The sequence below is a fragment of the Streptosporangium becharense genome (genome assembly GCF_014204985.1).
In the GTDB taxonomy this organism is placed as follows: domain Bacteria; phylum Actinomycetota; class Actinomycetes; order Streptosporangiales; family Streptosporangiaceae; genus Streptosporangium; species Streptosporangium becharense.
The window spans coordinates 1,884,507-1,898,962 of record NZ_JACHMP010000001.1; the positions used below are offsets into that span (position 1 = coordinate 1,884,507).

Annotated in this window: 14 protein-coding genes; 9 read left to right on the plus strand and 5 right to left on the minus strand. The window is 73.8% G+C overall.

Annotated features, from left to right (window positions below; genetic code table 11):
• The 9 genes from F4562_RS08065 (at position 1) to F4562_RS08105 (ending at position 9,810) form a co-directional block, all read left to right on the plus strand.
• The gene (locus F4562_RS08065; protein WP_184542179.1) at positions 1 to 1,341 is read left to right on the plus strand and encodes an ABC transporter substrate-binding protein; all 1,341 of its coding nucleotides are present in this window, start codon (positions 1 to 3) and stop codon (positions 1,339 to 1,341) included.
• A complete protein-coding gene (locus F4562_RS08070; protein WP_184542181.1) occupies positions 1,338 to 2,279 on the plus strand; it encodes a carbohydrate ABC transporter permease in 942 nt (313 codons plus the stop codon). Before F4562_RS08065 ends, F4562_RS08070 begins: the two co-directional genes overlap by 4 nt.
• Positions 2,276 to 3,112 carry a carbohydrate ABC transporter permease gene (locus tag F4562_RS08075; protein WP_184542184.1) on the plus strand — a complete coding sequence of 279 codons (837 nt, stop codon included), beginning with the start codon at positions 2,276 to 2,278 and terminating at the stop codon, positions 3,110 to 3,112. The genes F4562_RS08070 and F4562_RS08075 overlap by 4 nt, the downstream gene beginning before the upstream one ends.
• A gap of 40 nt (positions 3,113 to 3,152) precedes the next feature.
• The gene (locus F4562_RS08080; RefSeq protein WP_184542186.1) at positions 3,153 to 3,974 is read left to right on the plus strand and encodes a patatin-like phospholipase family protein; all 822 of its coding nucleotides are present in this window, start codon (positions 3,153 to 3,155) and stop codon (positions 3,972 to 3,974) included.
• A gap of 5 nt (positions 3,975 to 3,979) precedes the next feature.
• A complete protein-coding gene (locus F4562_RS08085; RefSeq protein ID WP_184542188.1) occupies positions 3,980 to 4,606 on the plus strand; it encodes a P-loop nucleotide/nucleoside kinase family protein in 627 nt (208 codons plus the stop codon).
• A gap of 532 nt (positions 4,607 to 5,138) precedes the next feature.
• Positions 5,139 to 6,098, plus strand: coding sequence for a LysR family transcriptional regulator (locus F4562_RS08090; protein ID WP_184542189.1), 960 nt, complete (start codon positions 5,139 to 5,141; stop codon positions 6,096 to 6,098).
• A gap of 73 nt (positions 6,099 to 6,171) precedes the next feature.
• A complete protein-coding gene (locus tag F4562_RS08095) occupies positions 6,172 to 7,584 on the plus strand; it encodes a hypothetical protein (protein ID WP_184542191.1) in 1,413 nt (470 codons plus the stop codon).
• 107 nt (positions 7,585 to 7,691) lie between these two features.
• Positions 7,692 to 8,873: an ROK family transcriptional regulator gene (locus F4562_RS08100; protein ID WP_184542193.1), complete on the plus strand. Its 1,182-nt coding sequence runs from the start codon at positions 7,692 to 7,694 to the stop codon at positions 8,871 to 8,873.
• Between the two features lie 208 nt (positions 8,874 to 9,081).
• Positions 9,082 to 9,810, plus strand: a complete 729-nt coding sequence (locus tag F4562_RS08105) for a hypothetical protein (protein WP_184542195.1) — start codon at positions 9,082 to 9,084, stop codon at positions 9,808 to 9,810.
• Positions 9,811 to 9,873: 63 nt separating this feature from the next.
• Here the strand turns inward: F4562_RS08105 and F4562_RS08110 are convergent, their stop codons facing one another.
• Genes F4562_RS08110 through F4562_RS08130 form a run of 5 tightly spaced genes read right to left on the minus strand, consistent with a single transcriptional unit; the run spans position 9,874 to position 14,455 of the window.
• Positions 9,874 to 10,839, minus strand: a complete 966-nt coding sequence (locus F4562_RS08110; RefSeq protein ID WP_184542197.1) for a UDP-glucuronic acid decarboxylase family protein — start codon at positions 10,837 to 10,839, stop codon at positions 9,874 to 9,876.
• Positions 10,836 to 11,807: a glycosyltransferase family 9 protein gene (locus tag F4562_RS08115; RefSeq protein WP_311734018.1), complete on the minus strand. Its 972-nt coding sequence runs from the start codon at positions 11,805 to 11,807 to the stop codon at positions 10,836 to 10,838. The genes F4562_RS08110 and F4562_RS08115 overlap by 4 nt, the downstream gene beginning before the upstream one ends.
• Positions 11,798 to 12,478, minus strand: a complete 681-nt coding sequence (locus F4562_RS08120; protein ID WP_184542201.1) for an SDR family oxidoreductase — start codon at positions 12,476 to 12,478, stop codon at positions 11,798 to 11,800. The genes F4562_RS08115 and F4562_RS08120 overlap by 10 nt, the downstream gene beginning before the upstream one ends.
• A 17-nt stretch (positions 12,479 to 12,495) precedes the next feature.
• Entirely contained in the window at positions 12,496 to 13,869 is a 1,374-nt protein-coding gene (gene rfaE2 / locus F4562_RS08125; protein WP_311734019.1) for a D-glycero-beta-D-manno-heptose 1-phosphate adenylyltransferase, read from the minus strand.
• Positions 13,870 to 13,903: 34 nt separating this feature from the next.
• A complete protein-coding gene (locus tag F4562_RS08130; protein WP_184542203.1) occupies positions 13,904 to 14,455 on the minus strand; it encodes a D-sedoheptulose-7-phosphate isomerase in 552 nt (183 codons plus the stop codon).
• Between the last annotated feature and the right edge of the window lies 1 nt (position 14,456).

Genomic DNA, 14,456 nt, shown 5'->3' on the forward strand with positions numbered 1-14,456 from the left:
ATGACCAGTCCCCTGTCCCGCCGCTCGTTCCTGGGCCTGACCGGCGCCGCGGGCCTCACCGCCGCGCTGACCGCCTGCGGGGGCGGCACCAGGATCGGCGCGGACTCCCCGCCCGCGGCCTCGGCGGCGCCGTCGTTCGCGGGTGGGGAGTACACCGGGCCCAAGGTGACCCTGGACTACTGGAACGGCTTCACCGGCGGCGACGGCCCGCACATGCGGGCCATGCTGGAGGCGTTCAACAAGGAGTACTCCGGCCGCATCGAGGTCCGCAACGTGACCCGGCGCTGGGAGGACCTCTACCCCGCCATGCCCACGGCCATCAGCGCGGGCAAGGGCCCGGACGTGGCCGTCATCCACAACGACTGGATCGGTACCTTCGCCGCGCGCCGGACCCTGATCCCGCTGGACGACGTGGTCGGCGCGCTGCGGCTCGGCGAGTCCGACTTCATCCCCGCCGTGTGGAACGCCGGGGTCTACGACGGCAGGCGCTACAGCGTGCCGCTGGACGTGCACAGCCTGGGCGACTACTGGAACCGGGCCCACCTGGAGAAAGCCGGGCTGAAGGCGGCCCCGGCGGACAGGGCCGGATACCAGGACGCCCTGGCCGCGCTCAAGGACGCCGGAATCGAGAACCCCTTCTGGATGCCCAGCAAGTGGCCTGCCCACCTGATGTTCATGAGCCTGCTGTGGCAGTTCGGCGGCGAGCTCTACAGCGAGGACGGCACCCGGGCACTGTGGGGCTCCGACCGTGGCGCGCAGGCCCTGGCCTGGATGGTCGAGCAGATCGACAAGGGCTTCAGCCCGGCCAAGGTGGCGCAGGACAGCCAGTACGCCGCCTTCAAGAACGACAAGGTCAGCTTCACCTGGGACGGCATCTGGCAGATCAACGACCTGAAGGCCAACGCCCCGTCCCTGAAGTGGGATCTGGCTCCGGTGCCCAACATCGGCGGCACCGCGGCGGTCTGGGCCTCCTCGCACAACTTCGTGCTGACCGCCCAGGCCGGCAAGGATCCGGCCAAGGTCCAGGCGGCCAAGTTCTTCATCGATCACATGAGCCGCCGGTCGACCGAGTGGGCCAGGGCCGGCATGATCCCGGCCCGCAACTCCGTCCGGCGGGACCCGGCCGTCGCCGGCCTGCCGCAGATCGGACTGGCCGCCGACGTGAACGCCTTCCACTTCCTGCCGGCCCTGCCCGGCGTCGGCGACGTGCAGTCCAAGGCACTGGAGCTGGCGGTGGCCAAGGCCGTGCTGAAGGAGGCGTCCCCGGCGGACGCGCTGAAGGAGGGCGTGGCGACCGCGGACAAGCTGCTCGCCGAGAACAAGCGGAAGTACGGCGGATGAGCGTGCTCACCCGGAAGGAGCGCCCGCCCGGCGCCGACGTGCCGGACGGGCCGCCCGCCGGGGCCGCACGGAGGATGCGTCCCTGGACCCCGTACGCGTTCCTCGCCCCCTACCTCGCCCTGTTCGCCGTCTTCATGGTGCTGCCGATCGGCTTCGGGTTCTGGACGAGCCTGCACGAGTGGGACGTCAACCTCCCGCGCAAGCCGTTCGTCGGGGTGGAGAACTACACCGACCTGTTCGACCCGGGCAGCGTGGACGGCTCCCGCTTCTGGACGGCCATGCGGGCCACCGGGATCTTCACGGTCGCGTCCGTGCCCCTGCTCATCGTGCTGCCGCTGCTCACCGCGCTGCTGATGAACGGCCGCTTCCGGGGCCGCAACGTCTACCGCGCCGTCTACTTCACGCCGTACGTGCTGGGCGTGGCGGTCGTCGGGTTCGTCTGGCGCTTCCTGCTGGACGGCAACATCGGCCTGGTCAACCACTACCTCGGTCTCGACGTGCAGTGGACCACCGACGTGCCGCCCGCCTGGGTCGCGCTGGTGGGCGTGACGGTGTGGTGGACGCTCGGCCTGAACTCGGTGATCTTCCTCGCCGGACTCCAGGACATCCCGCGCGAACTGCACGAGGCGGCGATGGTCGACGGCGCCTCCGCCCGGCACCGGTTCCGCGCGGTGACGCTGCCGGGGCTGCGGCCTGTCATGGTCTTCGTGGTCAACTCCACGATCCTCGCCTCGGCCAACATGTTCGGCCAGTCGTACCTGATCACCGGTGGCGCCCCGGCCGACCAGACGAAGACCGCGATCTACCTCATCGCCGAGACCGGCCTCCGCCAGTTCGACATGGGCACCGCGTCGGCGATGAGCTTCGTCCTCGCCGCCTTCCTGATGGCCGCCAGCGCTCTGGTCTTCGGCGCCTTCCGGGAGAGGGACAGGACATGACCCGTGACATCCGCCGGCTCCGGCGGGCACTGCTCCACCTGGTCCTCGCGGTGATCGCGGCGCTCTACCTGAGCCCGCTGGTCTACATGGTCTCCACCTCGTTCAAGACCCGCGAGGACGCGGGGGCCACCACCCCGCGGTGGATTCCCGGCCCGGCCACCCTGGACGCCTACCGGGAGATCCTGAACAGCGCGGACAGCCCGATCGTCAGCTGGTTCGTCAACAGCCTCGCCGCCGCGACCGCGCACGCGGCGCTGGTCCTGGTGACGGCCACGCCGGCCGCGTACGCGCTGGCCAGGCTCCGCTTCCACGGCCGGAACACGATCTTCGCGGCGATCGTGGCGACCCTGTTCGTGCCGCCCGTGGTGCTGCTGATCCCGAACTTCCTGATCGTCAACGAGCTGGCCTGGGTGGACAGCCTGCCCGCGGTGATCGTCCCCGCCGCGGCAGGGGCGTTCGGAGTGTTCTTCCTGCGGCAGTTCTTCCTCACCCTGCCGGGCGAGCTGGAGGAGGCCGCCGAGCTGGACGGCTGCAACCGCTGGCAGATCTTCACCGCCGTCGCGCTGCCCCTGGCGCGCCCGGCGCTGGTGACGCTCTTCCTGCTGTCGTTCCTCACCAACTGGAACGACTTCCTGTGGCCGATCTACGTACTGCTCAGCCCCGAGTCCCTGACGCTCCCCGCGGGCCTGGGCAACTTCCAGGGGGCCAACAACATCCGTTACGACCTGCTGATGGCCGGCGCGGTGATCGCCGGCCTGCCGGTGATCGCGCTCTACCTCGTCGCCCAGCGCTGGGTCATCGAGGGCATCTCCCGGTCCGGGCTTAAAGGGTGATCAACTACGGCGGACCATGAAACGGGTCACAATGGGCCGCATGACGAGAACACTGGTACTGGGCGGCGGGGGCGTGGCGGGCATCGCCTGGGAGGCGGGGATCGTCACCGGCCTGCGCCGTGAGGGCGTGGATCTGGGCGAGGCGGACCTGCTGGTCGGCACCTCGGCCGGATCGGTGGTGGCCGCCCTGATCGCCACCGGGGCCGACCTGGAGAGCGCGGTCGCCTCCCAGGCGAAGACGGAGACCGCGACCGTCTCGGCCGTCGACATGGAGGCGGTCATGGCCTCCTTCGGCATCCTGAACGACCCGTCCCTCGAACCCCGGGAGGCCCGGCGCCGGGTCGGCGAGCTGGCCCTGGGGGTGAAGGACACCGGCGTCAGGATCGGGACGATCGGCGACCGGCTGCCCGTCAAGGAGTGGCCGGAGCGCCGCCTGCTCATCACCGCGGTCGACGCGGGGAGCGGCGAGTTCGTGGTCTGGGACCGCGACTCCGGTGCGTCGCTGGTCTCCGCGGTCGCCTCCAGCTGCGCGGTCCCGTGCGTCTTCCCGCCGGTGGAGATCGGCGGCCGGCACTACATGGACGGCGGGGTGCGCTCGACGACCAACGCCGACCTGGCGGCCGGTGCCTGCGCCGCGGTCGTCCTGGAGCCGCTGGCGCACCTCACCCCCCGGCGGCGTTTCGAGACCGAGATCGCCGCGCTCGACGGTACCGCGCTGGCCCATGTGGTCCCCGACGAGGCGGCCGTGGCCGTGTTCGGCGTCGACGTCCTCGACCCGGAGCTGTGGCGCCCCGCGTTCGCGGCCGGTCTCGCCCAGGCGTCCGCCGTCACGGAGAGCGTGGCCGGGGTCTGGAAGGGCTGAGGGCCGTGGGTGCGGAACGGGATCCGGCCGGCCGCGGCGCGACCGGACCCGCGGCGCTGTGGGTGGTGAGCGGGCCGCCGGGCGCGGGGAAGTCGACCGTGGCGGCGGCGCTGCTGGCCCTGCTCGACCCGGTGCCCGCCCTGCTCGACAAGGACACCGTCTACGGCGGGTTCGTGGCGGCCACCCTGCGCGCGCACGGCCGGGACCAGGGTGAGCGCGAGGGGCCCTGGTACGACGAGCACGTCAAACGGCACGAGTACGAGGGGCTGACCGCGCTCGCCCGGCAGATCCGCGCCCACGGCTGCCCGGTCGTGCTGGAGGGGCCCTTCACCACCCAGGTGCACGACGCGGCGGTGTGGGAGCGCTGGGTCGGGGACCTGGGCGGGCCCCCGGTGCACCTGCTCTGGGTCCGCTCCGACTCCCCCACCCTGCGCTCCCGGTTGGTCGCCAGGGGGCTGCCCCGGGACGCGGGAAAGCTCGACCGGTTCGACGACTATCTGCGGGCGATCCGGGTGGACGAGCCTCCCGCGGTGCCGCACACCGAGATCGACAACCGGTCCGGCGCCCCCTCCCCGGCATCCCAGCTGGAAGGCCTCACGGCACCCGGCGGCGGTCGCCCCCGGCGTCGGTGATCGCCGTGTGGCCGGGCAGGTGACCGATGGCGTACGACAACCCCGCCGGCCATGACGGCGGCCTGCGGGGTCACCCCGCCGGGCGTCACGGGCGTCACGGGCGTCACAGAGGCCAGCGGCCGCGAACCCGGCCCACCCACCCCCTCACTCGCCCCACCTGGCCTTTCCCGGCTGTTTCGCCGGAATGAACGGCCGGATGGCCGAAAGAGCGCCTTTCATCGGTCCGCAATTCCGATACCGACGACTACACAAAATTAGGTCAAATTTCCTTACTTGATTGCATTGCAGGCATACCGCCGTGGATTTACCTTCCCGGTGTGGCTCCTCCGTCCCTTGAAGAGAGCGGCTGCTCACAGAGTGGCCCCTGCGGCCTCGTAAGGGGCGTGTCCCGCCCTGCGCGAAACAGTGATCGCCGTGTTCGTCTCCGCCCCGCCGACAGCCACCGCCATCGGCCCGCGCCGACACAACCCGAAGGGAGGGAGCGCGGGTTGCCCCGCCGGCCACGGCGGGCGGTTCCCTCCGCGCGAACCCGATGGACCTTGAGCTCCGACACCTCAGGATCGTCCGCGCGGTCGCCGAGGCCGGCAGCGTGACCAAGGCGGCCAGTCATCTCGGCCTGGCCCAGCCCGCGCTGACGGCACAGCTCAAACGGATAGAGCGGCTGCTCGGCGGAACCCTCTTCGACCGCGACCACCAAGGCGCACGACCGACCCCGCTGGGCGAGCTCGTCCTGTCGAGGGCGATGGTGCTGCTCCCGGCCGCCAGGGAGCTCCAGGAGGAGGCGCGGCGGCTGGCCAACGCCAACGCCGACATCCCCCGATACCGCCTGGGCGCCACCAACGGGCCGATACTCGGCGGCCTCATGGACCGCCTGGCCACCGCCTGGCCGTCGACGCCGGTGAGCACGCACACCTCCTGGTCGGCCCGTGAGCTGACCGGCATGGTGATACTCGGCAAGCTCGACTTCGTGTTCACCGGCGCCTGCGGGGAGAGCCTGCCTCCGGCGGAGGGGCCGGTGGTGTGGCTGACGGTCGGCATCGACCCGGTCTTCGTGCTGCTCAACGAGGACCACCCGCTGGCCCGCCGGGCGGAGGTCGACCTGGCCGAGCTGGCCGACGAGCAGTGGACGGTCACTCCCGGCGACAGCTGCTTCGGAGACTGCTTCGCCACGGCCTGCGCCCGCGCGGGCTTCACACCCCGGACCATCTACGAGACGGACGTGGCCACCTGCATGCACCTGGCCCAGGTCGGCCGGGCCGCCGCCCTCTGCCAGGCCACCTTCCAGCCCGCCGAAGGGCTGCGGCTGGTGCCGCTCGCCGGGGCTCCGCTGCGCTGGCGGCAGCTGTTCGGCTGGCACCCGGAATCACCCGCCGCGGGCGCCGCGCCGTCGATCTTCGAGCACGCCAAGGCCGCGCACGCCGACGCGGTGCGGCGCAGCAGGCGGTACGCCGTCTGGCTGGCCGACAACCCCGGCCTGGGCACCTCCCGCTGACGGCGGACCGGGCACCGCGGTGCTCCCCCGGCGCCGGGCTCCGTCACACCCCGGGGTCGAGAAGAATGGGGGGATGAACGAGCTTCTGACCCTGAGCGAGGGTGCGGTCCTGACGCATCTCGTCACCCGGGCCGAACTGGCGGACGGGGTCCTCCTGGCCGCCGACGACCTGCGGCTGTGGGCGCGACTGGCCGACGGCGCGGGGGTGCCGCTGGCCGGCGGCGGGCGGGTGCGCACCTCGGTCGAGACCGGCGAGCCGGTGCTGACCGGGCCGGAGGGCTGGCTGGCCGGAGTGGAGCCGGAGCAGGCGGTCGCGCTGCGGCTGCGCGGCGGCGCCTTCGAGCTGTCGGTCGTCGCACTGGACGACGTCCCCGCCGAGCGGGCGCTCCGGGTGGTGCAGGAGTTCGGCGAGCAGGCTCTCGACACGCTGCGCGCCTTCGCCGAAGGGCTGGAGCCCAGCCCCGGGGTACCGATCGACGTGGTGGTCCTGGAACTGCTGATGAAGGCGCCGGAGACCTTCGCCGACCCGCTCCCGCCACTGGCCCCGCTGCTGGCGGGCGCCTCGCTGGAGTTGCGCGGCGGCCGGGTGGGCATCGTGGGCGCCCCGTGGGAGCCGGAGTCGGTGGCGGGCCTGGCGCCGCTGGACGTCATCAGGCTGGCCCTGGTGCGCAGCGCGCTGCGCACCTACGGCGAGGGTGCGGACCTGTCCAAGGCGGTCACCTACCTGTCCCGGTCGGACGCCGTGCTGGAGCGGATCGCCGACGAGGTGGAGCGCGAACCGCTCGGCCCGGCGCTGGCCGAGGCGCTTCCCCGCACCGAACCGGCCGCGCTGCTGCTGCTCGCCAGGTCGGCCGAGGGCCAGGGCCGCTCGTTCGAGGCGTCCGGGCTGGTCTCCGAGGCGCTGTCCCTCGCCCCGGAGCTCGCCCCGGCCGAGCGGGACGCCGCCGAGTACGCCGCGTGCCGCACCGAGCCCGGCGCCCCGTTGCCCGAACGGGCCGAGCACCTGTTCCGGCAGCTGCTCGTCTACGCCTACCGGCCGGCCCGCCGCCGCCTGATCGAGGATCTGGTCGGGTTGAGCGTCCGGGTGGCCGAGCCCGCGCTGGCGGATCTGGCGCTGTTCGAGCACGACGTGGTCGGCGAGTTCCTGGACGCGCGGGCCGAGTGGCTGCGCGACGACGAGGTGGAGCTGCTGGAGTCGTGGCGGCGCACACCGTTGCGCCTGTGGGAGGTCGTGGCGGTGACCGGGGAGGAGGTGACCGTGGGCGAGGGTGAGGAGCGGGTGACGCTCCGCGACCCGCTGCTCTCCCGGCAGGCCGTGCCCGGCGACCTGATGCTGACCAGGCTGCTGGGCGACGGATCGGGCCCGCACGTGTTCGGCCACCCGTTCAAGGTCGATCCGGCGCGCGCGGAGGAGATGCGGGCGCTGCTCGCCGACCCCGTCGACCCGTACGCGGTGGCCGCCTTCTTCCGGCGTCCGCCGGCCTGAATACGGCGATGATCAACCAAAAGCGGGTGACTACCAGGCGTAACAGGGGTGGGCGGTAAGCGTAAGTCGTTTTGACGCCGCCAAAACAGGCGGTGTTGACTGGGCACATGGTTCGCGAGGGGAACGGCTCGAACGCCGGCGCGGGGGTGCTGCTACGGATTCTGCGTGACGGCCGGCCCAGGACGAGAGCCGAGCTGGTCCAGCTGACCGGGCTGGCCAGGTCCACCCTGACGCAGCGCCTGGACGCCCTGGTCAGCCGGGAGTGGATCCTCCCGGCCGGCGAGGCCGTCTCCTCCGGAGGCCGCCCCGCCGTGGCCTTCGCCTTCAACCGCGGCGCCCGCGTCGTCCTCGCCGCCGACCTCGGCGCCACGCACGCCCGGGTGGCGGTCACCGACCTCGGTGGCGAGATCCTGGCCGAGCACAGTGCGGAGATCGCCGTCGACCGCGGGCCGGAGGAGACGCTGGGCCGGCTGCACCGCACGTTCGAGGAGATGCTCGCCGGAACCGGCCGGACCCGGCGGGATGTCTGCGGCGTCGGCGTCGGGCTCCCCGGCCCGGTGGAGCACAGCTCGGGACGACCGGTCAACCCACCGATAATGCCCGGCTGGGACGGCTTCCCGGTGCCCGAATGGCTGGGTTCGCGGTTCGACGCCCCCGTCCTCGTCGACAACGACGTCAACATCATGGCCCTCGGCGAGCACTGGGCCGCCCGCCCGGCGACGGACCACCTCATCTTCATCAAGATCGGCACCGGTATCGGCTGCGGGGTCATCAGCGGCCGCCGGCTCCACCGGGGAGCGCAGGGTGCGGCCGGCGACATCGGGCACATCCGTGTGACGTCGGCCCTCGACACCGTCTGCCGCTGCGGCAACGTCGGCTGCCTGGAGGCCGTCGCCGGCGGCGCCGCACTGGCCGCCAGACTGCGCGCCGACGGGGTGGAGGCCCGTGACAGCCGCGACGTGATCCGCCTGGTCCGCGGCGGCAACACCCGGGCCGTGCAGCTCATCCGGCAGGCCGGGCGGGAGGTGGGCGACGTGCTCGCCTCCATCGTCAACTTCTTCAACCCCTCGGTCATCGTGGTCGGCGGCGACATCGCCGAGGCCGGCGAGCAGGTCCTCGCGGGCCTGCGCGAGGTCATCTACAGCCGCTCGCTCCCCCTGGCCACCCAGCACCTGACGATCGCCGCCAGCGAGCTGGGCGACCGCGCGGGCGTCGTCGGCGCCGCCGTCATGGTGATCGAGCACGTCCTGGCCCCGGGCACCGTCGACGAGTCCTTCGCCACCGCCTGACCGCCCCCGCAGCGGGGGAGCCGGGCGAGGGCCAGGGGATCCGGGCAGGAACAGGACCCGGGCAAGGGCGGGAGGATCCGGGCAGGAACAGGACCCGGGCAAGGGCGGGAGGATCCCAGCGGGAACGGGCGATCTGAGTAGGAACGCCCAGCCGGGGCTGAGTTCCCGTCCTCTCCCCCGGGTCCCCGGCCTGCGGGACACTCTCGTCATGAAATGGTGGATCTTCCTGGTCGCGCTGGTCACCACGGTGGTGGCCGGGTGGCTGCTCGTGTACGCGGACGTCCCCCTGTCCACCCTCCTGTCGCTGGCGCTCGGCGCGATCAGCCTCATCTGGCTGATCGTGCTCCTCACCGTCCCGTGGAACCTCTACTTCGGCGCGCGCCAGGTCGTGCACGAGATCCACGTGTCGCGCGAGCGCGGGATCGAGGTGCCTGAGGGGCACGAGGCCGAGGCGTCCGAGATCGCCCGGCGCATGCGCCGGTTCGCGGTCGGCGGCCATCTCGTCTCGGCCGCCGTCCTCGCCGTCATCACCTACTTCTCCGGCGCCGACGTGGGCTACTACTTCGTCGGGTTCTACCTGCTCAGCACGTTCTTCCGGCCCGCCGGCGCCTATCTGTCCCACCAGCGCGAGCGGGTCGCCACCCTGATGAGCGAGGCCCGTCACCCGCGCGAGGACGTCGTCTCCCTCGTCGCGAAGGTGGACGGCCTGGCGACCGAGACGGCCGCGCTCACCGAGGCCGTCGAACGTCTCCGGCAGGACACCGAGGTGCTCCGCGCCGACCTGCGGACCGGCGACGAGGCCCTGGAGCGCCGGATCACCGGCCTCGCCCGCCGCTTCGAGGACACGGTGGACGGCCTCACCGACAACCACGAGGTGATCGCCGGGCTCAAGGCGTTCCTGCGGCTCGTCCGCGCCGACGACCGGGGCGGGGACTGAGCCCCCGCCCCGGCGCGGGCTCCTCAGCGGTCCACCCCCCTCCCGGGGCCCGGGGCGGGCTCCTCAGCGGTCGACCAGTTCCCCGGGCCCGCGCAGTTCCCGCGCGAACCAGGAGATGGTGCGACGCAACCCCTCGACGACGTCGACCCGGGGCCGCCACCCCAGGCGCGCGGCGGCCAGCGAGGTGTCGGGGCGGCGGACCTCGGGATCGTCCACCGGCCGCTCGACGAACCGGATCGGCGACCGCGAGCCGACGAGGTCCCGGATCGTCTCGGCCAGAGCGAGGACGGTCATCTCCGCCGGGTTGCCGATGTTGACCGGGCCCTCGAAACCGCTGCGGGCCAGGGTGAGGATCCCCTCCACCGTGTCGTCCACGTAGCAGACGGACCTGGTCTGCGTCCCGTCGCCGGCCACGGTGATCGGCTCGCCGCCCAGGGCCTGGCGGATGAAGGTGGGGATGGCCCGGCCGTCGTGGGGCCGCATCCTCGGCCCGTAGGTGTTGAAGATCCGCACGATCGCGGTGTCGGCCCCCCGGGAGTTCCGGTAGGCCGTCGTCAGCGACTCGGCGAAGCGCTTGGCCTCGTCGTACACGCTCCGCGGGCCGACGGGGTTGACGTTTCCCCAGTAGGTCTCCCGCTGCGGGTGCTCCAGCGGGTCGCCGTACACCTCGCTGGTGGACGCCAGCAGGAAGCGGGCGCCTTTCTCCCTGGCCAGCCCGAGGGCGTGCAGGGTGCCGAGGCTGCCCACCTTGAGCGTCTCGATCGGCAGCCGCATGTAGTCCACGGGGGAGGCCGCGGAGGCGAAGTGGAGCACCAGGTCCACGTCCCCCACGACGTGGACGAAACCCGTCAGATCGCATTCGACGAGCCGGAACGACGGCCGCCCCAGGAGGTGCTCCACGTTGTGCGGCGACCCGGTCAGGAAGTTGTCCATGCAGACGACCTCGGCCCCCTCCCCGACCAGCCGCTCGCACAGGTGCGACCCGAGGAACCCGGCTCCGCCGGTGACCACGACCCGTTGCGCGTTCATCTGAGTACCTCCAGCAGATCGGCGGCGGCGTCCAGGACGTCCCGGACGCCGATGTCCAGCAGGCCCGGATCGGGGCGGTCACCGTGAGGGTCGCCGGAACGCCCGGCCCACAGCACGACGTGCGGCCCCCGCCGCGGCGGCCCCCACAGCGCCGGCGCCACCGGCCCGAACAGGACCACCGAGGGGGTGGCGAACGCGGTCGCCAGATGGGCCACCCCGGTGTCGCCGCAGACGACCAGCCGGGCCCCCGCCACCAGCGCGGCCAGTTCCCCCAGGCCGGTGCGACCGGCGAGCACGCACTCCCCCGGCAGTCCGGCGCGGGCGGCCACCTCCTCGGCGATCGGCCGCTCGGCCGCGCTCCCGGTGATCAGCACCTCGTGCCCTGCCTCCCGCAGTCCGGCCGCCACCCGCGCGAACCGGTCGGCGGGCCACCGGCGCGCGGGGAAGGCGGCTCCCGGGTGGACCACCACCGGACGGGCGCCGCCGGACGGCACCGCGGTCCGGTCGTGGACGGCCGGTCCGGGTGGCGGCGCGAGTGCCAGGTCCGCGGGGTCGGCGGGGACGCCGTACCAGGCGAGCAGGTCGCACCAGCGGCGGACCTCGTGCGTGTCACGCCGCCAGGACGGGCCGCGCACGCCGGGGAAGCCGGGGTGGGCGTGGCTGAGCAGCCGCCCCGGGCGGGTGGCGTGCAGTGCCGCGACGCTCTGCGGGCCGCCGCCGTGCAGGTTGACGGCGATGTCCGGGGAGGGCCCCGCCGGGACGGGGCCCGGCCCCGCCACGTCGAGCAGCGCGTCCACGGCGCCGGTCAGCGGCAGCAGGGGCGTCAGGGCACGCGGGGCGGCCAGCACGATCCGGTGCCCCGGGTGGGCCCGCCGCAGCCCGCGCAGCGCGGGGACCGCGGTGAGCAGGTCACCCAGGCCGAGCCCGCGCAGCACCAGCAGGACCGGCCCCCGTGCGCTCACGGCCACGACGTCTCCGTGGCCGGGCACACCACGAGTTCCCTCACCTCGCACCCCTCCGGCCGGCCCAGCGCGAAGACGACGGCCGCGGCGACGTCCTCGGGCTGGTTGAGGCGCGCGTCGGGGCCCGGCCGGTACTGCTCGGCCCGGTCGTCGAAGAAGTGGGTGCGCATGCCGCCCGGGATGAGCAGCGTCACCCCGACCCGGCCGGCGAGTTCGGCGGCCAGGGCACGGGTGAAGCCGACCACGCCGAACTTGGACGCGCAGTAGGCCGTCGCGTCGCTCACCGCCCGCACGCCGAGGGTGGAGGCGCAGGTGACGATCCTGCCCCGGGAGGCGGTCAGGTACGGCAGCGCGGCCCGGACGACCGAGGCGGTGCCCAGCAGGTTCACCCGGATCACCCGCTCCCAGGCGTCGGCGGAGACGTCCGCGAGCCGCCCGCAGGCGTCGACGCCCGCCGCGGTCACGACCGCGTCCAGGCCGCCCGCCCGCTCCGCCAGCTCCGTCACCGCCCGCTCGGCGTCCGCCCGGTCGGCGAGGTCGGCGATCACGTGGTCGACGCCGTCGTCGGGCGGGTTGACGTCGACGACCAGCGGGCGGCCCCCCTCCTTGGCGACCGTGAGCGCGCACGCCCGGCCGAGACCCGACGCGCCACCGGTGATCAGGATGTTTCCGAGCATGGGTGTCTCTCCCCGGGTCAGCTGGCCGCCCGTGCGGCGGCGATCAGATTGGTCGTGGAGCGCCCGGACACCTGCGGCAGGATCACGGTCTCCCCGCCGCCCCTCCGCACGCTCTCCGCCTCCGGCAGGTCGAGGGCGTCGTAGTCGCCGCCCTTGACCCAGACGTCGGGCCTGAGCCGCTCGATGAGCGCCTCGGGGGTGTCCTCGGTGAAGACCGCCACCGCGTCCACGCACTCCAGCGCGCGCAGCACCTCGACCCGGTCCTGCTCACCGACCACGGGACGGCCGGGCCCCTTCAGCCGCCGGACCGACGCGTCGGAGTTGACGCAGACGATCAGCGCGTCGCCCAGTGCCCTGGCGCGGCGCAGCAGGCTGACGTGCCCGGCGTGCAGCAGGTCGAAGCAGCCTCCGGTGGCGATCAGTCTGCCGCCGGTGGCCCGGACGAGGCCGGCGACCTCCAGGGCGGTGCGGGGGCGGTCACCGGGGACGGCGGGGACGGCGGGGGCGGGGTCGCGCACGGACGCGGCCCCGCCGGCGGCCACGAAACGGGCGGCCTCCAGGACCCCGGCCGTGACGGCGTCCTCGGCGGTCGCACCCGAGCCCAGCGCCAGGGCCGCGGCACCGGCGAACCGGTCGCCCGCCCCGCAGGCGTCGGACCCCGCCGGGCACGCCGGGGCCGGTATCCGGGCGAACCGGCCGCCCGGTCCGGCGACCACGGCTCCCCGCTCGCCCAGGGTGACGGCCACCGCCCGCGCGTGCAGCAGGCGGGCGAGGTGGCGCGCGGTCTGCCCCGGCGAGGCGTACGGCCGGGCGCTGAGCAGCCTCGCCTCCGACTCGCTCGGCGTGACCAGCGCGCACCCCGGCACCGGTGCCGGACCGCGCGGGTGCGGGTCCCAGACCAGCGGCACCGGGAGGTCCCGCAGGAAGGGCCCGAGCACGTCGGCGACACCGCGGCCGTAGTCGGACACGAGCACCGCGCTCGCGTTCCTCAGCAGCCGGGCGGCGCGGCGGGCCGTGGCGGCGTCCGGGACGCCGCCCGGCCGCCCGTCGCCGGTGTCGATCCGCAGCAGCGTCTGACCGCGGGCACGCACCCTCGTCTTGGTGACCGTGCTGCCGCGCAGCGGCAGCCGCACCACCTCCACCCGCCCGGAGAGCATGCCGCACAGGCTCCGCCCGGCCGGGTCGTCGCCCACGGCGGTGACCAGGACCACCTCGGCACCGTCCCCGGCGGCCAGGACGGCCGCGAGGCCGGCGCCGCCGGGACGGCGGAACTCGCGCCCGCCCGCCACGACGGGAACCGGCGCGTCCGGGCACAGGCGGTCGGCGTCCCCCTCGACGTCGACGTCGAGCAGCGCGTCCCCGATGACGACCATCGGGCCGGCGCCGCTCACCGGCGCACCGTCCCCGGGCCGGTGGTTGAGAGCCTCATCGCAGGACCTCCTCGACCGACTCGCAGAGCATGTGGATCACCGCGAGGTGCACCTCCTGCACAGTGCAGGTGTCCCGGGCGGGGACCGGCAGGGCGTCGTCGCAGATCCCGGCGAGCGGGTTGGGCGCCGGGCCGGTCAGTGCCCAGGTAGTGACGCCGCACTGGCGGGCGGCGAACGCGGCGGCCAGGACGTTCGGGCTGGAACCGCTGGTCGACAGGCACAGCAGGACGTCGCCGGGCCGCCCGTGGGCCCGCACCTGGCGGGCGTAGACCTCCTCCGCGCCGTAGTCGTTGGCGATCGCGGTGAGGGAGGAGGTGTCGCCGTGCAGCGGTATGGCCGCGTACGGGCGCCGGTCGTCGCGGTAGCGGCCGACCAGTTCGGCGGTCAGGTGCTGGGCCTCCGCAGCGGAACCGCCGTTGCCGCAGACCAGCAGCCTGCCGCCGCCGCTCAGCACGGCGGCGAGCTTGCGTCCCCAGACGGAGATCGTCGGGGTGCTGGCGTCCACGGCGGAGAGCGCGCTGGCCAGGCGGGACAGATGCGGGTGCACG